Consider the following 18388-nt stretch of genomic DNA (forward strand, 5'->3'; position numbering starts at 1 on the left):
TATAGAAAAGCTTTAAATTTTTCCAGTCAGCGACATCTATTGTCGTCTTATGTGAGCCTATATAACATCTTTTGTAGTAATTTGAAGGCTTTAGATTTAAGGCTTATGAAAAGACACTTATCTCTCATTCTTAACTGGTTCTTAACACATAAAAAACCCCGCATCATCACGATACAGGGTTTTTTTATAACTTAAAAATCTTTAACTTAAGATTTAAACAAAATTAGGTCAACTGAGCAACGTTAATTTTATCTGCTTCTTCAGTATAATCAGTCATACGGTCGAAGTTCATGTACTGATACACTTCCTCGCCCATGCTATCAAGCATGCCAGCATACTGCTGATATTCGTCGTTAGTCGGTAATTTACCAAGTACCGCTGCTACCGCTGCAAGCTCTGCAGAAGCAAGGTATACGTTAGCGCCTTGACCTAGACGGTTCGGGAAGTTACGAGTTGAAGTCGATACGGCAGTAGACTTCGGTGCGATACGTGCTTGGTTACCCATACATAGTGAACAACCTGGCATCTCAGTACGAGCGCCGGCTTGTGCATAGATGTTGTAATAGCCTTCTTCCATCAATTGACGCGCATCCATCTTAGTTGGTGGCGCAATCCATAGACGAGTTTTTAAGCTACCTGCTGGTACATCTTGTAGCAGTTTACCAGCGGCACGGAAATGACCAATGTTGGTCATACATGAACCAATGAATACTTCATCAATGGTATCACCAGCGACGTCAGCTAGTGTCTTAGCATCATCTGGATCATTCGGGCAGCAAAGAATCGGCTCTTTAATCGTGCTCATATCGATAGTCATATCGATCGTGTATTCAGCATCGTCATCAGCACGCATCAGGCTTGGGTTAGCTAGCCAATCTTGCATCTGCTCAACACGACGGCTGATAGTACGTGCATCGCCATAGCCTTCTGAGATCATCCACTTAAGTAGCGTGATGTTTGAGTTTAGGTACTCAGTCACTGACGCTTCAGACAAGGTGATGGTACAACCAGCAGCACTACGCTCAGCTGATGCATCAGACAATTCGAACGCCTGCTCAGCAGTCAAGTCTTCTAGACCTTCGATCTCTAAGATACGACCGTTGAACTCGTTGATTTTGCCTTTCTTATCGACAGTCAATAGACCTTCTTTGATGGCTTGATAAGGAATAGCATGCACTAAGTCACGTAGCGTGATACCAGGCTGACGTTCGCCAACGAAGCGTACACGGACAGACTCAGGCATATCAAGTGGCATAACACCAGTGGCTGCTGCGAATGCAACCAGACCAGAACCCGCTGGGAACGAGATACCCATTGGGAAACGCGTATGTGAATCACCACCAGTACCAACGGTATCTGGAAGTAACATACGGTTCAACCATGAGTGGATAATACCATCGCCCGGACGTAAGCTTACGCCGCCACGGTTCATGATAAAGTCAGGTAGTGTGTGCTGAGTCTCAACGTCAACTGGCTTTGGATAAGCAGCTGTATGGCAGAATGACTGCATCACTAGATCCGCTTGGAAACCTAGGCATGCCAAATCTTTTAGCTCATCACGCGTCATTGGACCAGTGGTATCCTGACTTCCTACGGTAGTCATTTTAGGCTCACAGTACATACCAGGACGTACGCCCTCTAGACCACAAGCTTTACCAACCATTTTTTGCGCTAGAGTAAAGCCTTTACCAGTATCAACTGGCTCTTCTGGCTTAGCAAAGATGTCTGAATGACCAAGACCCATGTATTCACGAGCACGGTTGGTCAAACCACGACCAACGATCAATGGAATACGGCCACCAGCGCGAACTTCATCAAGCAAAGTTGGCGAGTTTAGCTTGAACGTAGACAATACTTCATCAGAGTCATGCTTAGTGATTTTGCCTTCGTACGGATAGATGTCAAATACATCACCCATGTTTAGGTTATCAACATTCACTTTTTCGATTGGCAATGCGCCAGAATCTTCCATGGTGTTAAAGAAGATAGGAGCGATGTTGTTACCAAGTACTAGACCGCCGCCACGTTTGTTTGGCACGTTAGGGATATCATCACCCATTAACCAAAGTACTGAGTTGGTCGCAGACTTACGGCTAGAACCAGTACCGACGACATCACCAACATAAGCCAATTGATGGCCTATTTTTTTCAGCTCTTCGATCTGCTTCATTGGGCCAACAACGCCTTCGTCATCAGCATTGATGCCGTCACGAGAGTTTTTGTGCATGGCTAGTGAATGCAATGGGATATCTGGACGACTCCATGCATCTTGCGCAGGTGACAAGTCATCGGTGTTGGTTTCGCCAGTTACTTTGAACGTCGTGTAAGTGGTCTTTTCTGGTACGGCAGCACGGTTCAAGAACCATTCAGCGTCAGCCCAAGATTGAACAACTTCTTTTGCGATGGTATTGCCAGCTTCCGATTTTTCAGTCACGTCATTGAACGCATCAAATACGAGCAACGTTTTTTTCAGTGCTTCAGCTGCGTCTTGTGCAACTTCTTTATCATCTAATGCAGCAACCAATGGCTGAACGTTGTAGCCACCTTGCATGGTGCCTAGAATTTCAACAGCTTTTTGCTTGCTGATAAGTGGTGAAGATGTTTCACCCTTAAGGATTGCCGCTAAAAACGCCGCTTTAACGTAAGCCGCTTGGTCAACACCAGCAGGAATACGGTTTTCTAGCAAGTTCATCAAGAACGCATCTTCGCCTGCAGGTGGCGTTTTTAAAAGTTCAACCAACTCTGCTACTTGTTTTTCGTTCAGTGGTAGCGGAACCGTTCCTAGCTCAGCACGTTCTTCGACATGTTTACGATAAGCTTCTAACACAATAGTCGTCCTCGTTAGTTGGGGATTAGCACAATACGTGGGTAGTCAGCATGACAGCCTGCGCCTATGTACCAAATGGAATAATTATCCCCGCTAATATAGCTTAAAATGGGCAAAATGTTAACCAGCAAAGCGCTTTCCCGCCTCCATAGTCAATATTTATTAAAAAAATATAAGGTATTTTTATACGGTTACTTGGCCTGTTTCAATGCTGAAAAATCAATAACAGTATTATAAAACGGTTGGATGAAATTTAGACTGAGATTTGTTATAATCCTTATACGAATTTTACGACCTATTCTTAGAAAATAATAAACAAAACCCTTATCCTACAAAGGTTTAGGATTATCAGGGTTTAGGATAAGACTATGAGCTCATTAGCCGTACAAACACACGTTCCTGCTGCCAAAGCTAAACCCAAAAAAGCAGTTCAGGGAGAAAAACTACGTGGCTACGATAAAGTTGCCCGTATCCCAATTAAAGTAATCCCAACCATCGAGGCGAAGAAAAAGCCAGATTGGATTCGGGTCAAAATGTCATCACCTGCTGAAGTGGCTCGCATCAAAGCAACGCTACGCGAGCAAAAGCTCTATACCGTCTGTGAAGAAGCGGCTTGTCCAAACTTACCACAGTGCTTCGCTGATGGTACGGCCACCTTTATGATTATGGGTGATATCTGTACCCGTCGCTGTCCATTCTGTGATGTCGGACATGGTCGCCCTAACAATCTCGATGCCGACGAACCTCGTCATACGGCTGAGACGATCTTAGGTCTAAAACTGAAGTATGCGGTTATTACCTCAGTCGATCGCGATGATTTAAAAGATGGCGGTGCCGCTCATTTTGTTGAAGTGCTTAATGAAGCCAGAGCGCTCAGCCCAAATTGCTTGATTGAGATATTGGTTCCTGATTTCCGTGGTCGTATGGAAGTAGCATTAGACTTGCTAACTGAAACGCCGCCAGATGTCTTTAACCACAATATCGAAACCGTGCCACGCCTATATAAAGCGTTCCGTCCGGGTTCTGATTATCAGCACTCACTCGACTTGCTCAAGCTGTATAAAGAGCGTCGTCCGGACATCGCTACCAAATGTGGCTTTATGGTCGGCCTTGGTGAAACTGAAGAAGAGATTTATGCACTACTTGATGATCTAAAAGCTCATGACGTAGACATGATTACGGTTGGTCAGTATCTACAGCCTAGTAAAAATCATGCGCCCGTTGATCGTTATGTCCATCCAGATGAGTTCCAACGTTATATGGACTACGGCAAAAAAATTGGCTTCTTTAGCATTTGGGCAGGCCCAATGGTACGCTCAAGCTATTTTGCAGATCGTCAATACTATGGCGAAGATTGCCCTGCACCAATTCGCAGCAAAAAAGCATTAGAAGCTGAAGGCAAACTTGGCTGCTAATTTAGCAATAAAGTAATGTGAGAGTAGTCGCTAAGACAATTGCTAAGACATCTCCTAAGAACAGAAAAAGGGTGAATAACAGATTTGTTATTCACCCTTTTTTTGTGACTTTAATAAACTTGTAAATCCTTCAAACACAAAGCTTTAAACAGTTAAAGTTGGTGTTGGCTTTCCGTTCGTTTTTATATTCAACACAGCAATACCAAGCACAATAATCCCACCTGCGATACCAGTCGTAATCTCAGGATAAATCAATAGTAAAGCACCAATAGCCAAGATGACACGAGTCAGTGTATTCATACCGCCTCTGAAGTATCCTTCGAGTGCCGAGCTTAACGCGATGACACCCGTCACTGAAGTCACTACCACCGTGATGATATCGATAATAGGCGGCAGTGGGAAATCTTTCGCCGTAACTGCCAGACCCGTTGGATCTATCATCAGCATCGTTGGATTGTAGATAAACATAAACGGTACGATGAATCCAGCCAAAGCTAATTTCAGCGACAAGAATCCTGTTTTCATCGGATCGCCACCGGATATACCCGCACCAGCAAAGGCTGCCAGACATACAGGCGGTGTGATATTGGCAAAGATACCAAAATAGAAAACAAACATGTGCGCTGACAAAATCGGAATATCAAAACCTGCTAATGCAGGCGCTGCCATCGTTGCAGTAATGATATAGGCAGGAATAGACGGTAGCCCCATGCCTAAGACCATTGAGGCAAGCATCGTTAAAATAAGCGTAAAGAATAACGACCCTGCGCCTAATGTTACGATAGAGGAGGTCATCACTGTCCCGAAGCTGGTCAGACTCACGACCCCGATGATAATACCGACGACCGCACAAGCAGCCATCACGGCGAGCGACTGGCGAGCGCCATCTTCTAATGCCCCCAAAATGTCGGAAAAGCCCATTCTAGTCTCTTTTCGCAGCATACTAACCACGACTGTAAAACCAATGGTATAAGCCGCTGCATAGCCGACAGGGACATTTCTGATTAATAAGAAAACCAAAAAGACGATCGGTAATAGCATATGACCGCGCGCTTTTAGCACCTCTTTTACTGCTGGCAAGTTCTCTTTAGCGATGCCTTTTAAATCACGACGTCCAGCGCGAAAATGCACCTGCGCAATGACGCCCAAGTAATACAAAATCGCTGGTAGTAATGCGGCCAACGCAATCGTGCTATACGGCAGTCCTGTTGTCTCCGCCATAATAAACGCACTCGCGCCCATAATCGGTGGCAATATCTGCCCGCCTACAGAAGCACTTGCCTCAACGGCACCCGCAAAATCTTTATGATAGCCGACCTTTTTCATTAACGGAATGGTAAAGGCACCGGTACTGACCACGTTCGATAACGCAGAGCCATTAATACTGCCCATAAAACCACTAGAGATGACTGCTACTTTTGCAGGCCCACCCTTTTTATGACCAGCGATTGCCAGTGCCAAATCATTAAATAACTGTCCCATTCCTGAGCGTGCTAAGAACGCACCAAAGAGAATGAACAAGAAAATGAACGTTACCGATGCACCAATCGCAACCGAATATAAGCCTTCCGTTTTTAGAAATAATTGACCAAAGATATCACCCATGTCATAAGGACGAGTTAATAATCTATCAGGCATAAAGTCCAAATGACTGACAAACGGATAGGCCAAAAATATCCCTGCTAATATCGGCAAAATCCAACCAGTGATTCGGCGACTGCCTTCTAGTACACAGACCACGGTAATTAGTGAAAATATCACATCAACCTGATTTGCCATACCGCCACGCGAGGTCACAATATCTTGATACTCATAAATCAGATAGCCCATGCCAGATAACGACAGCGCAAACCAAATCCAGTCGTACCATGCCACACTTTTTCGGCTACTTTTTTTGCTAGCAGGGAAAATCAAGAATATTAATGCAAAACCAACGCCCACGTGTACAGAGCGTTGTAGCAATGCTGGCATCGGATTAAAAGTAATATATAAGTGAAAAAGGGAATAGAGTATACAAATTCCAGCGATGAGATACTTCACTGGTCCTTGGGTAATATGACGCGTGATTGACTCTCGATCATATTTTTCCAATACCGCTTTGTTGATTGCCGCAGCTTCAGCGTCGGTATCAACATGAGCGTCTGGCTTGGTAGTTACGCTACCGTGATCCGTCACTTGGGAGTTCATGACACAAGTCCTTTTTAAATCTATCAATTAAACCATACGTCTTAGGCATGATCACCACTTCAGAATAGTCCGGCACCATCTGGTGAATCAAAACACGGTGGTCGCCATAATCAATCTCGCCTTTGGTCAGTCTGGATACGATCCAATTTAGGTTAGGGAGCTTTTCATTGATTTGATAACCCAGATAGCCAGGTTTTTGTATGGGAGCAAGCGCTTCGGTTGAGGGTGTACCTGCGCCAAAGGCTTCAAAATACGTGGTGGTCAGCAGCAAGCCATCGCTCTCACGTTGGTATTGCTCCTCCCACCATTGCTTTTCTACAGAATGTATCCAGCGTAGCTGAAAATCAGGCTCGACGAAGTAACACACCTTATCGTCAGACCCCTCTAACCCTTTGATCCGCACTTCGACCACAGGCTGGATAATAAGCCCCATCCATAGCGTAAAAAAAACCAGCGCGGCAATAAATGCTGCGCCAGTTGATAGCCATAATGAATTATTTGGCTGCTTGTTCGTCATAGTACTTTTTAGCGCCAGGATGGATTGGGGCGACCATGCCTTCACGGGCAGTCTCTAAGCTGATATCATTTGCCGCTTGGTGTGCTGTTTTTAGACCTTCCAAGTTCTCAAATAATGTTTTGGTTAACTTATAACCATCAGCTTCAGATAGATCAGAGCTAACCAACAGAGCATTCATGATTGCTGCGGTTGGAATGGCAGTTTCGTTGCCATACGTGCCAGCAGGAATCTCAAAGGTTTTGAAGTAAGGCTTGGTCGCAATGATTTCTTTTAGCTTGTCTTGGTTGATGGTAATCAATTGCAAGTCTAAGCCCTGCTCTAGCTCCATCAATGAAGAGTTTGGAAGACCACTGCTAAAGAAAGCCGCTTCAATTTTACCTGCTTTCATACCATCAGCCGCTTCAGAAAATCCTAAATAATCAACCGTGACATCATCATACGTGATGCCAAACCCTTCTAATAAAGTTCGCGCATTTACTTCCGTTCCAGATCCTTGATCGCCTACAGCGATGCGCTTGCCACGTAAGTCTTCAATACTTTTGATGCCGGATTTTTTGGTGGTGACGATTTGTACCACATTGGGATACAAAACGGCAATCTGTTGAATGTTAGCGATCGGCTTATCAAAGTTATTTTTACCTTCGACTGCGTCCGTGACCACATCACTGAGCGCCAATACCATATCGACTTTACCTTGGGTCAATAGATTGACGTTTTCGACTGATGCGCCCGTGGTTTGTGTCTTTGAATTGACCCCAAAGGTTTTGACATAGATTTCGGACAATGACGTCCCAATGATGTTATAAGGACCAGATGCCCCGCCTGTGGCGATGGTAAGAAATTTGGTATCTAGCTTATCGGCGGCAGTAGCATCAGCAGTGGCAGCACTATCTGTTTCCGTACTGTCAGTGCTTTCTGAGCTTGGCGATGAGCATGCGGTTAGGCCTAGAGTGGCACTTAACATCGCTGATAAAAATAACGGAGATTTTGTGAATTTGAGCATTGCATTCATCCTTGAAATAATCAGTTTAATACATCTAACGGCATCAACATTTAAATGTTAATGCGTTACAGACCTGTAATAGTATAGTAATTTCTGTCATAAATAAACCGTAGCCTACCTTCTCTCAAAACCTTACAAATAAAGCGTTTTGAGTCAAAAATAGTAATTTGTCTAATTGATGGGCATTTAGCATGTTCTGCCATGCGGAACAAAGTTTCATTAGTTAAACTATTTAAACAAAAATTAGACCGAGTGTAAACCTTTATCATTACCCAAACAGAAATAAGGGTATTTATGATTACCCGTAGCAATACTTATAGTGCAGTCAATCCTATACAAATTGGACAAGGGGTCAGGCTTGCTCAGTCTACTATGTGTAGTATTTTCACACGCCTTTCTTGTATCTAAATCATCTTGAACCGACTATAGTAAGCTAAGATAGTGCTATATTTTGAATATGATAAATAATGACAACTTTGTTGATAAGGATTGACCAATGAGCAGCGAATTTATACCACAGGAAGGCTCTTGCTCCTGTTCTAGCAACACCTATACTATCAATAATAAGCCCATCGGCCGCTTTATCTGCCACTGTACTATCTGCCAAGAATTCACTGGCCAAGCGTATAATGATGTGACGATTTTACTCAAATCGGATGTGAGTGCGTTAAACCTGATTAGAACCAAATTCCGCCGTTGGAAACTTCCGCCGAATATTAGCCGCGGGCTGTGTACGCGCTGCAATAAACCCAGTATAGAAACAGCAGTGGGCGGAAACCTCATATTAATACCCACGACAAATCTCCCTAATGTCGCCGCGCTACCTGAACCTAGCATGCATCTATTTTATAATCGCCGTGTCCAAGATATGGATGATGACTTGCCCAAGTGCAATGGCTTTTTACAAAGTCAGGTGATGACAGTTAAAGCCCTTGCTCAAGGTATGTATAAGAGAATCAGTAAACGTTAGTGGCTATATTTAGAATGTAAAACCCCTTATAAAAAATCCGTTTACCAAGACCTTTGTTATTATCTATATTTTGAGGAAAAAGCGAGTAACACCAGCTTTTACGACTTTTACTAGCTATCATTTGGAACCTGATATGACTTCAATTGCAGTAGAAAACACGCAAAAACACTCTGCCCACATTGCTGTCATTGGCGGCAGTGGTCTCTATCAAATGCAATCACTCACCAATAGACACAACGTTACCATACAGACGCCTTATGGTAGCCCTTCTGATGATATTGTCCTTGGTGAATTAGAGGGTGTGACGGTTGCTTTTTTGACACGGCATGGTCAAGGTCATAAACTCATCCCGTCCGAAGTTCCTTATCGCGCCAATATTTATGCACTAAAAACATTAGGCGTGCGCTATATCGTATCAGTATCCGCAGTCGGTTCTTTGCAAGAGCATATTGAGCCGCTAGATATGGTCGTACCCGATCAAATGATTGACATGACCAAGCAGCGAGTCAGTACGTTTTTTGGTGAAGGCGCAGTTGCTCATGTATCGATGGCAGACCCGCTATGTCCTGCCCTAGCAGATATCCTAAAGCGAGCCTACGACAAAGCAGATATTTGCGAGGGAGCATGTCACTCACAGGCAACCTATGTCTGTATCGAGGGACCACAGTTCTCAACTCGTGCAGAGTCCCAGTGGTATCGGCAAATGCAGGCAGGTATTATCGGCATGACCAATATGCCAGAAGCCAAACTGGCACGTGAAGCCAGCATTGCTTATGCTACGTTGGCCTTGGTGACAGATTTTGACTGTTGGCATCCTACCGAAGAAGCAGTCAGTGCAGATTACGCCATAAAAAACCTGATGAAAAATGCTGAAAACGCTCAGAAAGTAATCAAGGAAGCGGTCGCTTTGATTGCCGCTGAGCTGCCAGATTCAATCGCACATGATGCCTTGGCACAAGCACTGATAACGCCTGTGAACGTAATGGACGAGCAGACCAAAACCAGACTTGCTGCATTACTGTACTAAATATTTAAAAGTGTATCGATAGATGCTTGTCTGAAATAATGACAGACAGCAAAGTGTTAAATTTCCATACACATACAAACATGCACATACAAAAAGGCCATTAACTTGAATTAATGGCCTTTTTTAGGATTTTAGCTCGTATATTTGCAACGTACGCTAACTATAGTCAAAGTATCCTAAAAACGCTACGGTATTGCTGATATCAATTTTTTGTAGCCTCTGTCTGCGCAGGCACAGTAAGCAAGAAAAATTGATATCAGCAGTACGTCATGTGTCGATATTACTTTTCACTGACTATACACAGCTTTGACACTAACAACAGCCGCCCAGCTCAGGTGCTAGCGTTACAGACTGATTAAATGGCATCAGTTCGCCGCAACCTGCAAAAATACCGTAGTGGCGACTGTCATCACCGATAAATTCAAAATGCGGTGCAAAGCGAGATTCTTGTAGCATTCGAAACGTATTGCCACAGACAGGGAACACTCGACCCGCCTCAATAGCATGGTGCTTATCCAGATCAAAACGATGAGGTGACTGTTCAATAGATCCTTTGTATATCACTGCTTGTCCATGATCTTCGCAGGCGTCTTCAAGCGCGGCAATCTTAAACAAACGATAAGTAGCAGAGAAAAACTGAATGTCACCGATTTTAGCCGCCAGTGCGGGATCAGTAATCTCAAGTGGGCGATCCTCGACCAGACGCGGGTCTAAAAATCCTGCGCCTCTTGCCAAACGGGTAAAGTCCTTCCAGTACAAGGCACCACTCAAGCACTCGCCATAAAGGACAGGATCTTCGATTAGATGTTGTGGAATACGGCGATCAGCATAGACGTCAGAAAAATAAAACTCTCCACCGGGCTTAAGTAAGCGCTGCACACTCGCCATCACTGCGGCTTTATCAGTGGATAAATTGATGACGCAATTTGAGACGATAATATCAAAGCTATTATCTGCTAACGCTAGCTCATCTAACTTTTCAAGATAGCCTTTTATAAAAGTCACATTATCATAGCCAAACTTGTCGACATGATAGTCTTGATGCTGTTTTGCGATTGCCAATTGCTCATCGGTCATATCAACACCGACCACATGCCCCGTCTCGCCAACCAATTGCGCTAGTGCATAGACATCGCGGCCCGAACCACTTCCTAAGTCTAAAATGCGGCAGCCTTCAAGTAACGCCGGACAAACCAATCCGCAACCATAATAACGACTCAAGACGTCATCATGGATATTAGCCAGCAGCGGTTTGAGCCATTCAGGCATATTACTAATATCGCAACACGCCGAGGTCTTTAAATCAGCAGTACTTTGTAGCTGTTTACCATAATAATCCTGAACCACGTCCTGCATAACAATATCCTTATTGAATGTACAATCCAGTTGAAAGTCTTAGTGATGACTTTGATAAATATAGCCGCACTATTTTAGCCAATTTATTAAAACGCTTATCAGCTGTCATCGACCTTGATATTGACGTGAGAATCCAGCCAGCCATTTGGCAAATACTGCAAATCTTCAGGCTCATCAATATCATGTAAAGGTGATAATAGTGCGAGTGTCCAATCTAATGTTGCAAAGCGCTGCCTAGTCACCGCAGCCACGCTAGCCGTACTCCAGCTGATATTTGAGAAAAGACTTCTATCCGCTTGTTTAAATCCAAGCAACACATAACCACCATCTGATGCAGGAATCATGACTGCATCATGCTGATCTAACTGCTGTACTGCTAGTTGAATACGCGCTGCCGTGAGGCTAGGACAATCCGTACCAATTAATAAAACCTTTTCAAAACGTTGCAATACTCGCTGACTGGCTCCCAGCATACGAAAACCCAAGTCACCCTCCACTTGCACTGACCATTGCAGTGAGTCAGGCAAATCAAGCGCTTGCCAGCAAGGATCACTTGGCGCAGGACTAACACATAGCTCAACCGTAAAACCAGTAGCGACGGCCTCTTCTATGCTATGCAGCAGCAGTTGCCGTGCCATTTGCGCGGCACCTTCAATGCCAAGCGCTGGTTGCAGACGGGTCTTTGCCATACCCTGTGCGGGAAATTTGGCAAAAAGAATGATGCAAGTTTGTGATTTTTGATTCATGGTAAGCGTTTATTCTTTTATTTATAATAGCGCGCTTTAATATTATCAGCCGACACGCCACGCCAATAATCAAAACGTAAATGCCACATTAAGACAATCGTCCGCCAAGTACCATATTGTTGCCAGCGTCTGGCCGAGGTGACGACTTTCCTTTTCAAACAAGCAGGTTTGGCGACACCTTTTAGCTGCTTGCATAATTCGACATCTTCCATCAGCGACTGTTTAGGATAACCACCGATTTGTTCGAAAAGCTTACGCTTGATAAAAATAGCTTGGTCACCCGTAGCGATTCTGCTCAATCGTGAGCGCCAGTTAATCATTCGACTCACTAACCAAAGCATCGGCTGACGGCTATTCAGCTGCACATCGAAACGACCCCATTCTGAAGATTTTATAGCAGTCGTTACTTCCGCAATAGCTTGAGTTGGCAATTGCGTATCGGCATGTAAAAATAGCAAGACATCACCAGTTGCTAATGCTGCACCTGCATTCATTTGCTGCGCACGCCCTGCTCTGGACTCAATCATTTGCCAATCCACTTTACGATAATTATCGAGCGTTGACTCTTTAATAAAGCTTTGCATTATGCCAATAGAATCATCGTTTGAGCCACCATCGACCAAGATAGCTTGCTGCGGTATGGGATTTAGGCTGTCTATATTTGCAAACAAATGAGGCAAATTATCTGCCTCATTGAGTACTGGAATAATGATAGAAACCGTCGCTGTCATAGTTGGCCGTATTCTTACTTTTTATTCAAATTCCAATTGTAATCGGTATAGCCAATCTTCGTTTTACCTGCTTTTAGATCAGCCGTTTGCGATTTATCCAGACTTAAAGATGAGCTATAGCGAGCTAAAAATCCTTCTAAATCTTTGGTGCCGCGCCAATTCGACTCAAAGTCTTCTTTATACCATTTAAAGATTGGCGATACCTCAAGTGTGCCTCCTTTGAGACGATTGCGGCTGCTATCGGCTAAGAACTTACTGGTTACTTGCTCTAATTGCTTATCCAATTTGCTGCCTGTAAAAGCATCATCTAACAAGGCTGGACAGCCAATGCTAGCACAGTTCACCGCAAAGTGAATACGTGGTTCATTGTAGCGTTTGGAGCCACGGATTAGATTGTGTTCGATGTCATCGAGCGAGCGCTTTTTGCCTAGTAGCGTGACAAAATCTTGTTTCCATGGCGAGCCAAATATCCCACCGATATCTTTAATCGACTTAATGCTAGGATACTTGGTCAACACTAGCTCTACCGTACCTGCGTTATAGACATTGATCAAAAATGCCAATTGCTCGTCTTTGCTCCAGCGATTGAATTCTGACTGGCTGACTTTGCTAGTGGCCGCCATATAGCTATCAAGCTTGCTCTTATCCGCTTTCATGCCATTATAATTAACGACAGAGGCTTTACCACCATTGGTCATAGTGACGTTTTTGTTGAGTAAGCTGTCCCAAGTGCTATGATTGAAATCAGCATAACTGGCGACACTGGCCAATAATATAGAAGTGGCCAATGCCGTTTTGATCATTAAACGACTGCTTGAAAAACTGCTTGTGCTCTTACTGATGCTATCAAAAATATTCATAAGTAACTCCGTTTAAATCGATGAGGTGTTTTCTATCGTCTGGTCTGCTGTCTCTTCTTCTAGCGCGCCACCGCAACTACTCCCCTGTCCTGCTGTGCAACCATAACAATGGTCAGCAATAGCGATGACGTCACCAGAAGGGTTTTGAGTCAGCAAATCGCTTAGGTGCTGACGTGACTTATTGGGTACAGGAATCTCTAACTGCTGATTGAAGTCGCAATCGAACAATTCACCCAACCAGTTGACACTGATGGTCGAGCGGCACATGACTTCCGCTAAGTTGGCAGCCACGTAATTTTCTTTGAGCAAATCCATATACGGGTGGAATTGGTTTTTGGCCAACAGCACCGCGCCAAAACGCTGAATCGGCATATTGGTCAAAGCGAACAACTGATTAAACTCAATATCGAAATGTTCTTTTAGCTCGCGCTTATAGTCCGCTTCAAGCTGCTGTTGATTGGGCGGCAGCGTGGCACCTTGTGGGTTATAGACCAAATTCAATGTCAAATCTGAATCAGGCTTGCCATAACCTAATGCATTAAGCTTTTGCAGTCCCAATATACTGTCATCAAAAGCGCCCTTACCGCGCTGTTTGTCTACATTTTCTAAGGAATAACAAGGTAAGGATGCCACCACTTCAACTTGATTGTCTGCTAAAAACTGCGCCATGTCCTCATACCCATCTTCCATGAGGATAGTCAGATTACAGCGATCTATTACTTTGACACCTAGGGCGCGAGCCGCCTTTACCAAATACTTAAAGTCCTCATGCATCTCAGGTGCACCGCCCGTCAAATCGAGCGTATCGATATTTTGCGCTTGCAGCACTTTGGGTATCATCTCAACCAACTCACGTGACATCATCTCTGTCCGGTAAGGACTGGCAGCCACATGACAATGGACGCAAGACATATTGCATAAGTAGCCCATATTGACTTGTAATATCGTCAGATGACGGCGCTTGATAGCGGGAAAATCGGTAAATTCGAGTAGTTCAATGGTAGATTTCATAAATTATTGAATCCATTCAGTAGCATTTTATTAGCAGATTAAGTCAGTTTTGACTCAGTCTCAGAAGTCATACAAACTCATTGATAATAAAAAATCTTGAGTATCATCATTAAACCACAATAGAAATCATAGCTATTATTGACAAGTTGCTAATCAATTTATGCTTTCTTTCCAGTTTAACTAATCAATGATACCGTATTATGTCCCTAATATTTTTATTAAAAAGGAAATATCATGGTCAAATGTAAATTATAAAGCGGGTCAAAAGCGTTATTTTGCATTTATAAAGCGCTTGTCGATTTGCCGCTTTAGATACCAAACCCAGCGACCTTGCACGCTAAACTTGCCCCAACTGCCGATAGCGTATTTATCACCGCAAGACAATAAATATAGCGTACGTGTTTTGGGCTGATAGTTCTGCATAGGCTCACCTCTCAGATATGCTAGCAAATTATCAGCTTCTATAGCACCGCCACGTACCGCATGAACTCCCGAATGTGCCATGTCTTCATCTACTCGCGTGGCTACATCGCCGACAGCAAACACATTCGGATGGGAAACGCTCTGTTGCAGGGCATTGACAGCGATAAAACCATTATCAATGGTTTGCAAGTCAGTAGCGGCTGTCCATGCTGACCCCATCACACCAGTAGCAGCAATGACAGAATCCATTGGCAGCGAGTCATGTGTGGTCGATAAGTGACCATCGTGATAATCTGTCGCACGCTGTCGAACCGTATTGATGTTATGACGATATAGCTGCTTCATAACACGCTGTTGAAAACGCGGATTAAATCCCGATAAAAGATGCTCACCGCACACCAGTGTCACTTGATGGTTAGTATTGATTTGCTGTAGCGCGACTTGAGCAGCCATGACCAACTCTATCGCTGCCGCTCCAGCCCCAATGATAGCCAGTTGATACTTTTTAGATTGTCGAGCATCCGTCAGAATCTGCTGCCAATGTGTGATAAATTCTGATAATGGCCTAATAGCAATAACACTACTCGTTTCAGCATTATGTAACCAGCGCATATCAGTATCTGCACCGGTGTTTAATGACAATACATCATAGCTATAATGCCTATCGTCAGCGGTCATGACTTGCTGAGATTTAGCGTCTATTTTTACGATTGGCTGCTGAATAAAGCGCACACCTGCTTGAGAGCAGAGTGACTTTATATCGATACGGATATTATCTAAAGTATAGTGTCCCGCCATCCAACCAGGCAACATACCAGAGTAAACAAACTGCGGCTGTGCGCTGATTAATGTGATATCTAATTTGATGGAAGGTGTCATACAGCGTCGACGCAACAAGCCAATATGCGCATGACCAGCACCTGCCAACAGCAGTTTTTTTACAGGCGTTTTTTTTGTGGGCATCTCATCGCTCAGTGTCTTTGATAGTTTTTGAATGGTTTGGCAATAGAAATTAAAACATAAGTTAAAAGCATTTAAAGCAAGACTATTGTACGATAACGACGATTCAGTAAATAATATTGACCTGCTAAGGCTTTGTGATTAAATTGGTGGCAGCAATCATCTATCGTGATAATACAACCTGACTGACGGCTTATTCTCTAGCAAAGCCATATTGACAATACGTTTAGTGCTCGTCGTTAAACACTTAAAAACCATAAAAACAGTTTGTTTTTATCCTCTAACCATGCAAGGATTCTACGCTTATGAGTAATTCTGACCAGATCACCTCCTCTGATAATACCCACTATCTGCATCATACCTTTTTTGAGCCGCGCGATAGCGACAAAAAGATTACAGCCACGCTACTGATCGTCCATTGCATGTCAGAGCATAGCGGTCGCTATGCGGACTTTGCCCAGTTTTTGGCTGATAATGGTATTGCAGTAGCAACTTACGATCAGCTTGGTCATGGTCAAACGGTAAAAACACACGCTGATTTGGGGTTTTTTGGCAGCGAGCATCCGGTGCAGTCGTTGTTAAAAGACGTCATCGTTATGGCTGATAGCTTAAAGGCTCGTCATCCTCATGTGCCGCACTTTGTCATGGGACACTCTATGGGCTCATTTATTGTCCGTAATGTCCTAAAGCACCATGCTCAAGACTTTGCCGGTGCTATCTTGATGGGCACTGCTGATGCCAATCCGTTGACCAAAGTGCTACTACCAATCAATAAACTATTGGCAAAAGCTGCACCAAGAAAGCCAAACGCCGTATTTGCCAAGGTAATGAACAAGGTACTTAACAGCAAGCTTAATAACCGTACTTCTGATTCACAGTTTGCTTGGATCAGTGAAAACCCAGCCAATATCGCCGCTTATGAAGCCGATCCACTCACAGGTTTTGACTTTACCAATAATGGTTTTATGACGTTGTTTACCTTGATGGCAACTAGCTTGCATAAAGGCTGGGCCACGACAATTGCCAAAGACTTTCCGATGCTTTTTGCCAGTGGAAAAAGCGACCCCATCGGTGACATGGGCAGCGGCATTCGCAATATTGTCAGCCGCCTAAAGAAACAAAATTTTAATAACGTGAGTGTAAAGCTCTATCCAAACATGCGCCATGAGCCCCTACATGAGCAGGCTAATAAAGTGGTCTATCACGATATCTTAGAATGGATAGACGATAATAGCTCAACGGTCTAGACGGCATTATTTATTATAAGCAATGACCATTACGCCCAACTTATTTGCTAAAAGCTGCCAAATTAGCGACAATGTGGCAGGCAATATTTTTAGTCGATTCTTTACGATATAGTTAACGATAAAATCTTTTTATTTACCTTTCATCCATCTTAGGAATTTTTATCCATGTCATTACAACAAACCATCGAACAAGCCTTTGAAAACCGCAATGAATACAGCCCAAGCACTATGCCACAAGACGTACGTGATGCTATTAATCAAGTCCTTGAGCAACTAGACAATGGTAGCTTGCGCGTTGCCGAAAAGAAAGACGGCGAATGGGTCGTCAATCAATGGGCAAAAAAAGCGGTATTACTATCATTCCGCTTAAACGACAACTACGTTCAAGCAGCTGGCGAACATGTACAGTTTTATGACAAAGTACCGACTAAATTTGCTAACTGGACTGAAGCACAGTTTAAAGAAGCAGGCGTACGCGTTGTACCACCGGCAGTCGCTCGTAAAGGCTCATTCATCGCGGCAGGCGCAGTATTAATGCCGTCGTATGTCAACATCGGCGCATATGTCGATCAAGGCGCGATGGTCGACACGTGGGCAACGGTCGGTTCATGTGCCCAAATCGGTAAAAACGTGCATCTATCAGGCGGCGTTGGTATCGGCGGTGTATTGGAGCCATTGCAAGCAAATCCAACGATCATCGAAGACAACTGCTTCATCGGTGCGCGTTCTGAAATCGTTGAAGGCGTGATCGTCGAAGAAGGCTCAGTCATCTCGATGGGTGTATTTATCGGTCAGTCAACGCGTATCTATGATCGCGAGACTGGCGAGATTCATCGCGGCCGTGTACCAGCAGGTTCTGTTGTCGTACCGGGTAGCTTACCGTCAGAAGATGGCACACACAGCTTGTACGCTGCTATCATCGTGAAAAAAGTCGACGCGCAAACTCGTGCAAAAACATCGGTAAATGAGCTATTACGCTTAGCCTAAATATTTAGCACGTACTATTAGTTGTTAAATAATATTGTTTTATATAAAGATGCTGGAGGATGACTCCAGCATCTTTTTTGCAGCTTAATATAAGGCGTTACGTTATAATCCTTTGTTGGTT

15 protein-coding genes are annotated in these 18388 nt (G+C 43.9%); 5 read left to right on the forward strand and 10 right to left on the reverse strand.

Annotation, left to right across the window (positions count from 1 at the left end):
* Nucleotides 1-223: 223 nt before the first annotated feature.
* Entirely contained in the window at nucleotides 224-2827 is a 2604-nt protein-coding gene (gene acnB, locus AAEY72_RS08260; RefSeq protein WP_240215855.1) for a bifunctional aconitate hydratase 2/2-methylisocitrate dehydratase, read from the reverse strand.
* 368 nt (nucleotides 2828-3195) lie between these two features.
* Between acnB and lipA the strand changes: the two genes are divergently transcribed.
* Nucleotides 3196-4242, forward strand: a complete 1047-nt coding sequence (lipA, locus tag AAEY72_RS08265) for a lipoyl synthase (RefSeq protein ID WP_189584448.1) — start codon at nucleotides 3196-3198, stop codon at nucleotides 4240-4242.
* 144 nt (nucleotides 4243-4386) lie between these two features.
* On the opposite strand, the gene AAEY72_RS08270 is transcribed toward lipA, so the two are convergent.
* The 3 genes from AAEY72_RS08270 to AAEY72_RS08280 are packed head-to-tail and all read right to left on the reverse strand — an operon-like array spanning nucleotide 4387 to nucleotide 7949.
* A complete protein-coding gene (locus AAEY72_RS08270; protein ID WP_352310169.1) occupies nucleotides 4387-6429 on the reverse strand; it encodes a TRAP transporter permease in 2043 nt (680 codons plus the stop codon).
* Nucleotides 6401-6946 (reverse strand): DUF1850 domain-containing protein, encoded by a 546-nt coding sequence (locus tag AAEY72_RS08275; protein ID WP_352310170.1) that lies wholly within the window; start codon nucleotides 6944-6946, stop codon nucleotides 6401-6403. Before AAEY72_RS08275 ends, AAEY72_RS08270 begins: the two co-directional genes overlap by 29 nt.
* Complete coding sequence (locus AAEY72_RS08280) at nucleotides 6924-7949, reverse strand: TAXI family TRAP transporter solute-binding subunit (RefSeq protein ID WP_201591607.1); 1026 nt, start codon at nucleotides 7947-7949, stop codon at nucleotides 6924-6926. Before AAEY72_RS08280 ends, AAEY72_RS08275 begins: the two co-directional genes overlap by 23 nt.
* 496 nt (nucleotides 7950-8445) lie before the next feature.
* Here AAEY72_RS08280 and AAEY72_RS08285 point away from each other — a divergent pair, with 496 nt between their 5' ends.
* Nucleotides 8446-8919, forward strand: coding sequence for a GFA family protein (locus AAEY72_RS08285; protein ID WP_352310171.1), 474 nt, complete (start codon nucleotides 8446-8448; stop codon nucleotides 8917-8919).
* Nucleotides 8920-9052: 133 nt separating this feature from the next.
* A complete protein-coding gene (gene mtnP, locus AAEY72_RS08290) occupies nucleotides 9053-9946 on the forward strand; it encodes an S-methyl-5'-thioadenosine phosphorylase (RefSeq protein WP_352310172.1) in 894 nt (297 codons plus the stop codon).
* A 312-nt stretch (nucleotides 9947-10258) separates the two neighbouring features.
* Here mtnP and AAEY72_RS08295 read toward each other — a convergent pair whose 3' ends face one another.
* The 6 genes from AAEY72_RS08295 to AAEY72_RS08320 form a co-directional block, all read right to left on the reverse strand.
* The gene (locus tag AAEY72_RS08295) at nucleotides 10259-11302 is read right to left on the reverse strand and encodes a methyltransferase domain-containing protein (protein WP_194620101.1); all 1044 of its coding nucleotides are present in this window, start codon (nucleotides 11300-11302) and stop codon (nucleotides 10259-10261) included.
* Nucleotides 11303-11400: 98 nt separating this feature from the next.
* Nucleotides 11401-12048, reverse strand: a complete 648-nt coding sequence (locus tag AAEY72_RS08300; RefSeq protein ID WP_352310173.1) for a TIGR04282 family arsenosugar biosynthesis glycosyltransferase — start codon at nucleotides 12046-12048, stop codon at nucleotides 11401-11403.
* Between the two features lie 17 nt (nucleotides 12049-12065).
* The gene (locus AAEY72_RS08305) at nucleotides 12066-12779 is read right to left on the reverse strand and encodes a TIGR04283 family arsenosugar biosynthesis glycosyltransferase (RefSeq protein WP_352310174.1); all 714 of its coding nucleotides are present in this window, start codon (nucleotides 12777-12779) and stop codon (nucleotides 12066-12068) included.
* Between the two features lie 14 nt (nucleotides 12780-12793).
* A complete protein-coding gene (locus tag AAEY72_RS08310) occupies nucleotides 12794-13639 on the reverse strand; it encodes a DUF547 domain-containing protein (protein WP_352310175.1) in 846 nt (281 codons plus the stop codon).
* Nucleotides 13640-13651: 12 nt separating this feature from the next.
* Nucleotides 13652-14650, reverse strand: a complete 999-nt coding sequence (gene arsS / locus AAEY72_RS08315; protein WP_352310176.1) for an arsenosugar biosynthesis radical SAM (seleno)protein ArsS — start codon at nucleotides 14648-14650, stop codon at nucleotides 13652-13654.
* A gap of 270 nt (nucleotides 14651-14920) precedes the next feature.
* A complete protein-coding gene (locus tag AAEY72_RS08320) occupies nucleotides 14921-16036 on the reverse strand; it encodes an FAD-dependent oxidoreductase (protein ID WP_352310177.1) in 1116 nt (371 codons plus the stop codon).
* A 302-nt stretch (nucleotides 16037-16338) separates the two neighbouring features.
* Between AAEY72_RS08320 and AAEY72_RS08325 the strand changes: the two genes are divergently transcribed.
* Together AAEY72_RS08325 and dapD are read left to right on the forward strand one after the other, a co-directional pair.
* Nucleotides 16339-17280 (forward strand): alpha/beta fold hydrolase, encoded by a 942-nt coding sequence (locus tag AAEY72_RS08325; RefSeq protein WP_352310178.1) that lies wholly within the window; start codon nucleotides 16339-16341, stop codon nucleotides 17278-17280.
* A gap of 165 nt (nucleotides 17281-17445) precedes the next feature.
* A complete protein-coding gene (gene dapD / locus AAEY72_RS08330; protein WP_010199491.1) occupies nucleotides 17446-18267 on the forward strand; it encodes a 2,3,4,5-tetrahydropyridine-2,6-dicarboxylate N-succinyltransferase in 822 nt (273 codons plus the stop codon).
* Nucleotides 18268-18388: the final 121 nt, after the last annotated feature.

Source organism: Psychrobacter sp. W2-37-MNA-CIBAN-0211 (genome assembly GCF_040309405.1).
In the GTDB taxonomy this organism is placed as follows: domain Bacteria; phylum Pseudomonadota; class Gammaproteobacteria; order Pseudomonadales; family Moraxellaceae; genus Psychrobacter; species Psychrobacter glaciei.

What these genes read in the sequence shown, in the direction of transcription:
- AAEY72_RS08295 (WP_194620101.1), bottom strand. Translation starts at nt 11,302, where the DNA reads ATGCAGGACGTGGTTCAGGATTATTATGGTAAACAGCTACAAAGTACT.
- AAEY72_RS08270 (WP_352310169.1), bottom strand. Translation starts at nt 6,429, where the DNA reads ATGAACTCCCAAGTGACGGATCACGGTAGCGTAACTACCAAGCCAGAC.
- AAEY72_RS08310 (WP_352310175.1), bottom strand. Translation starts at nt 13,639, where the DNA reads ATGAATATTTTTGATAGCATCAGTAAGAGCACAAGCAGTTTTTCAAGC.
- AAEY72_RS08300 (WP_352310173.1), bottom strand. Translation starts at nt 12,048, where the DNA reads ATGAATCAAAAATCACAAACTTGCATCATTCTTTTTGCCAAATTTCCC.
- arsS (WP_352310176.1), bottom strand. Translation starts at nt 14,650, where the DNA reads ATGAAATCTACCATTGAACTACTCGAATTTACCGATTTTCCCGCTATC.
- AAEY72_RS08285 (WP_352310171.1), top strand. Translation starts at nt 8,446, where the DNA reads ATGAGCAGCGAATTTATACCACAGGAAGGCTCTTGCTCCTGTTCTAGC.
- AAEY72_RS08280 (WP_201591607.1), bottom strand. Translation starts at nt 7,949, where the DNA reads ATGCTCAAATTCACAAAATCTCCGTTATTTTTATCAGCGATGTTAAGT.
- AAEY72_RS08275 (WP_352310170.1), bottom strand. Translation starts at nt 6,946, where the DNA reads ATGACGAACAAGCAGCCAAATAATTCATTATGGCTATCAACTGGCGCA.
- mtnP (WP_352310172.1), top strand. Translation starts at nt 9,053, where the DNA reads ATGACTTCAATTGCAGTAGAAAACACGCAAAAACACTCTGCCCACATT.
- AAEY72_RS08320 (WP_352310177.1), bottom strand. Translation starts at nt 16,036, where the DNA reads ATGCCCACAAAAAAAACGCCTGTAAAAAAACTGCTGTTGGCAGGTGCT.
- AAEY72_RS08325 (WP_352310178.1), top strand. Translation starts at nt 16,339, where the DNA reads ATGAGTAATTCTGACCAGATCACCTCCTCTGATAATACCCACTATCTG.
- dapD (WP_010199491.1), top strand. Translation starts at nt 17,446, where the DNA reads ATGTCATTACAACAAACCATCGAACAAGCCTTTGAAAACCGCAATGAA.
- AAEY72_RS08305 (WP_352310174.1), bottom strand. Translation starts at nt 12,779, where the DNA reads ATGACAGCGACGGTTTCTATCATTATTCCAGTACTCAATGAGGCAGAT.
- lipA (WP_189584448.1), top strand. Translation starts at nt 3,196, where the DNA reads ATGAGCTCATTAGCCGTACAAACACACGTTCCTGCTGCCAAAGCTAAA.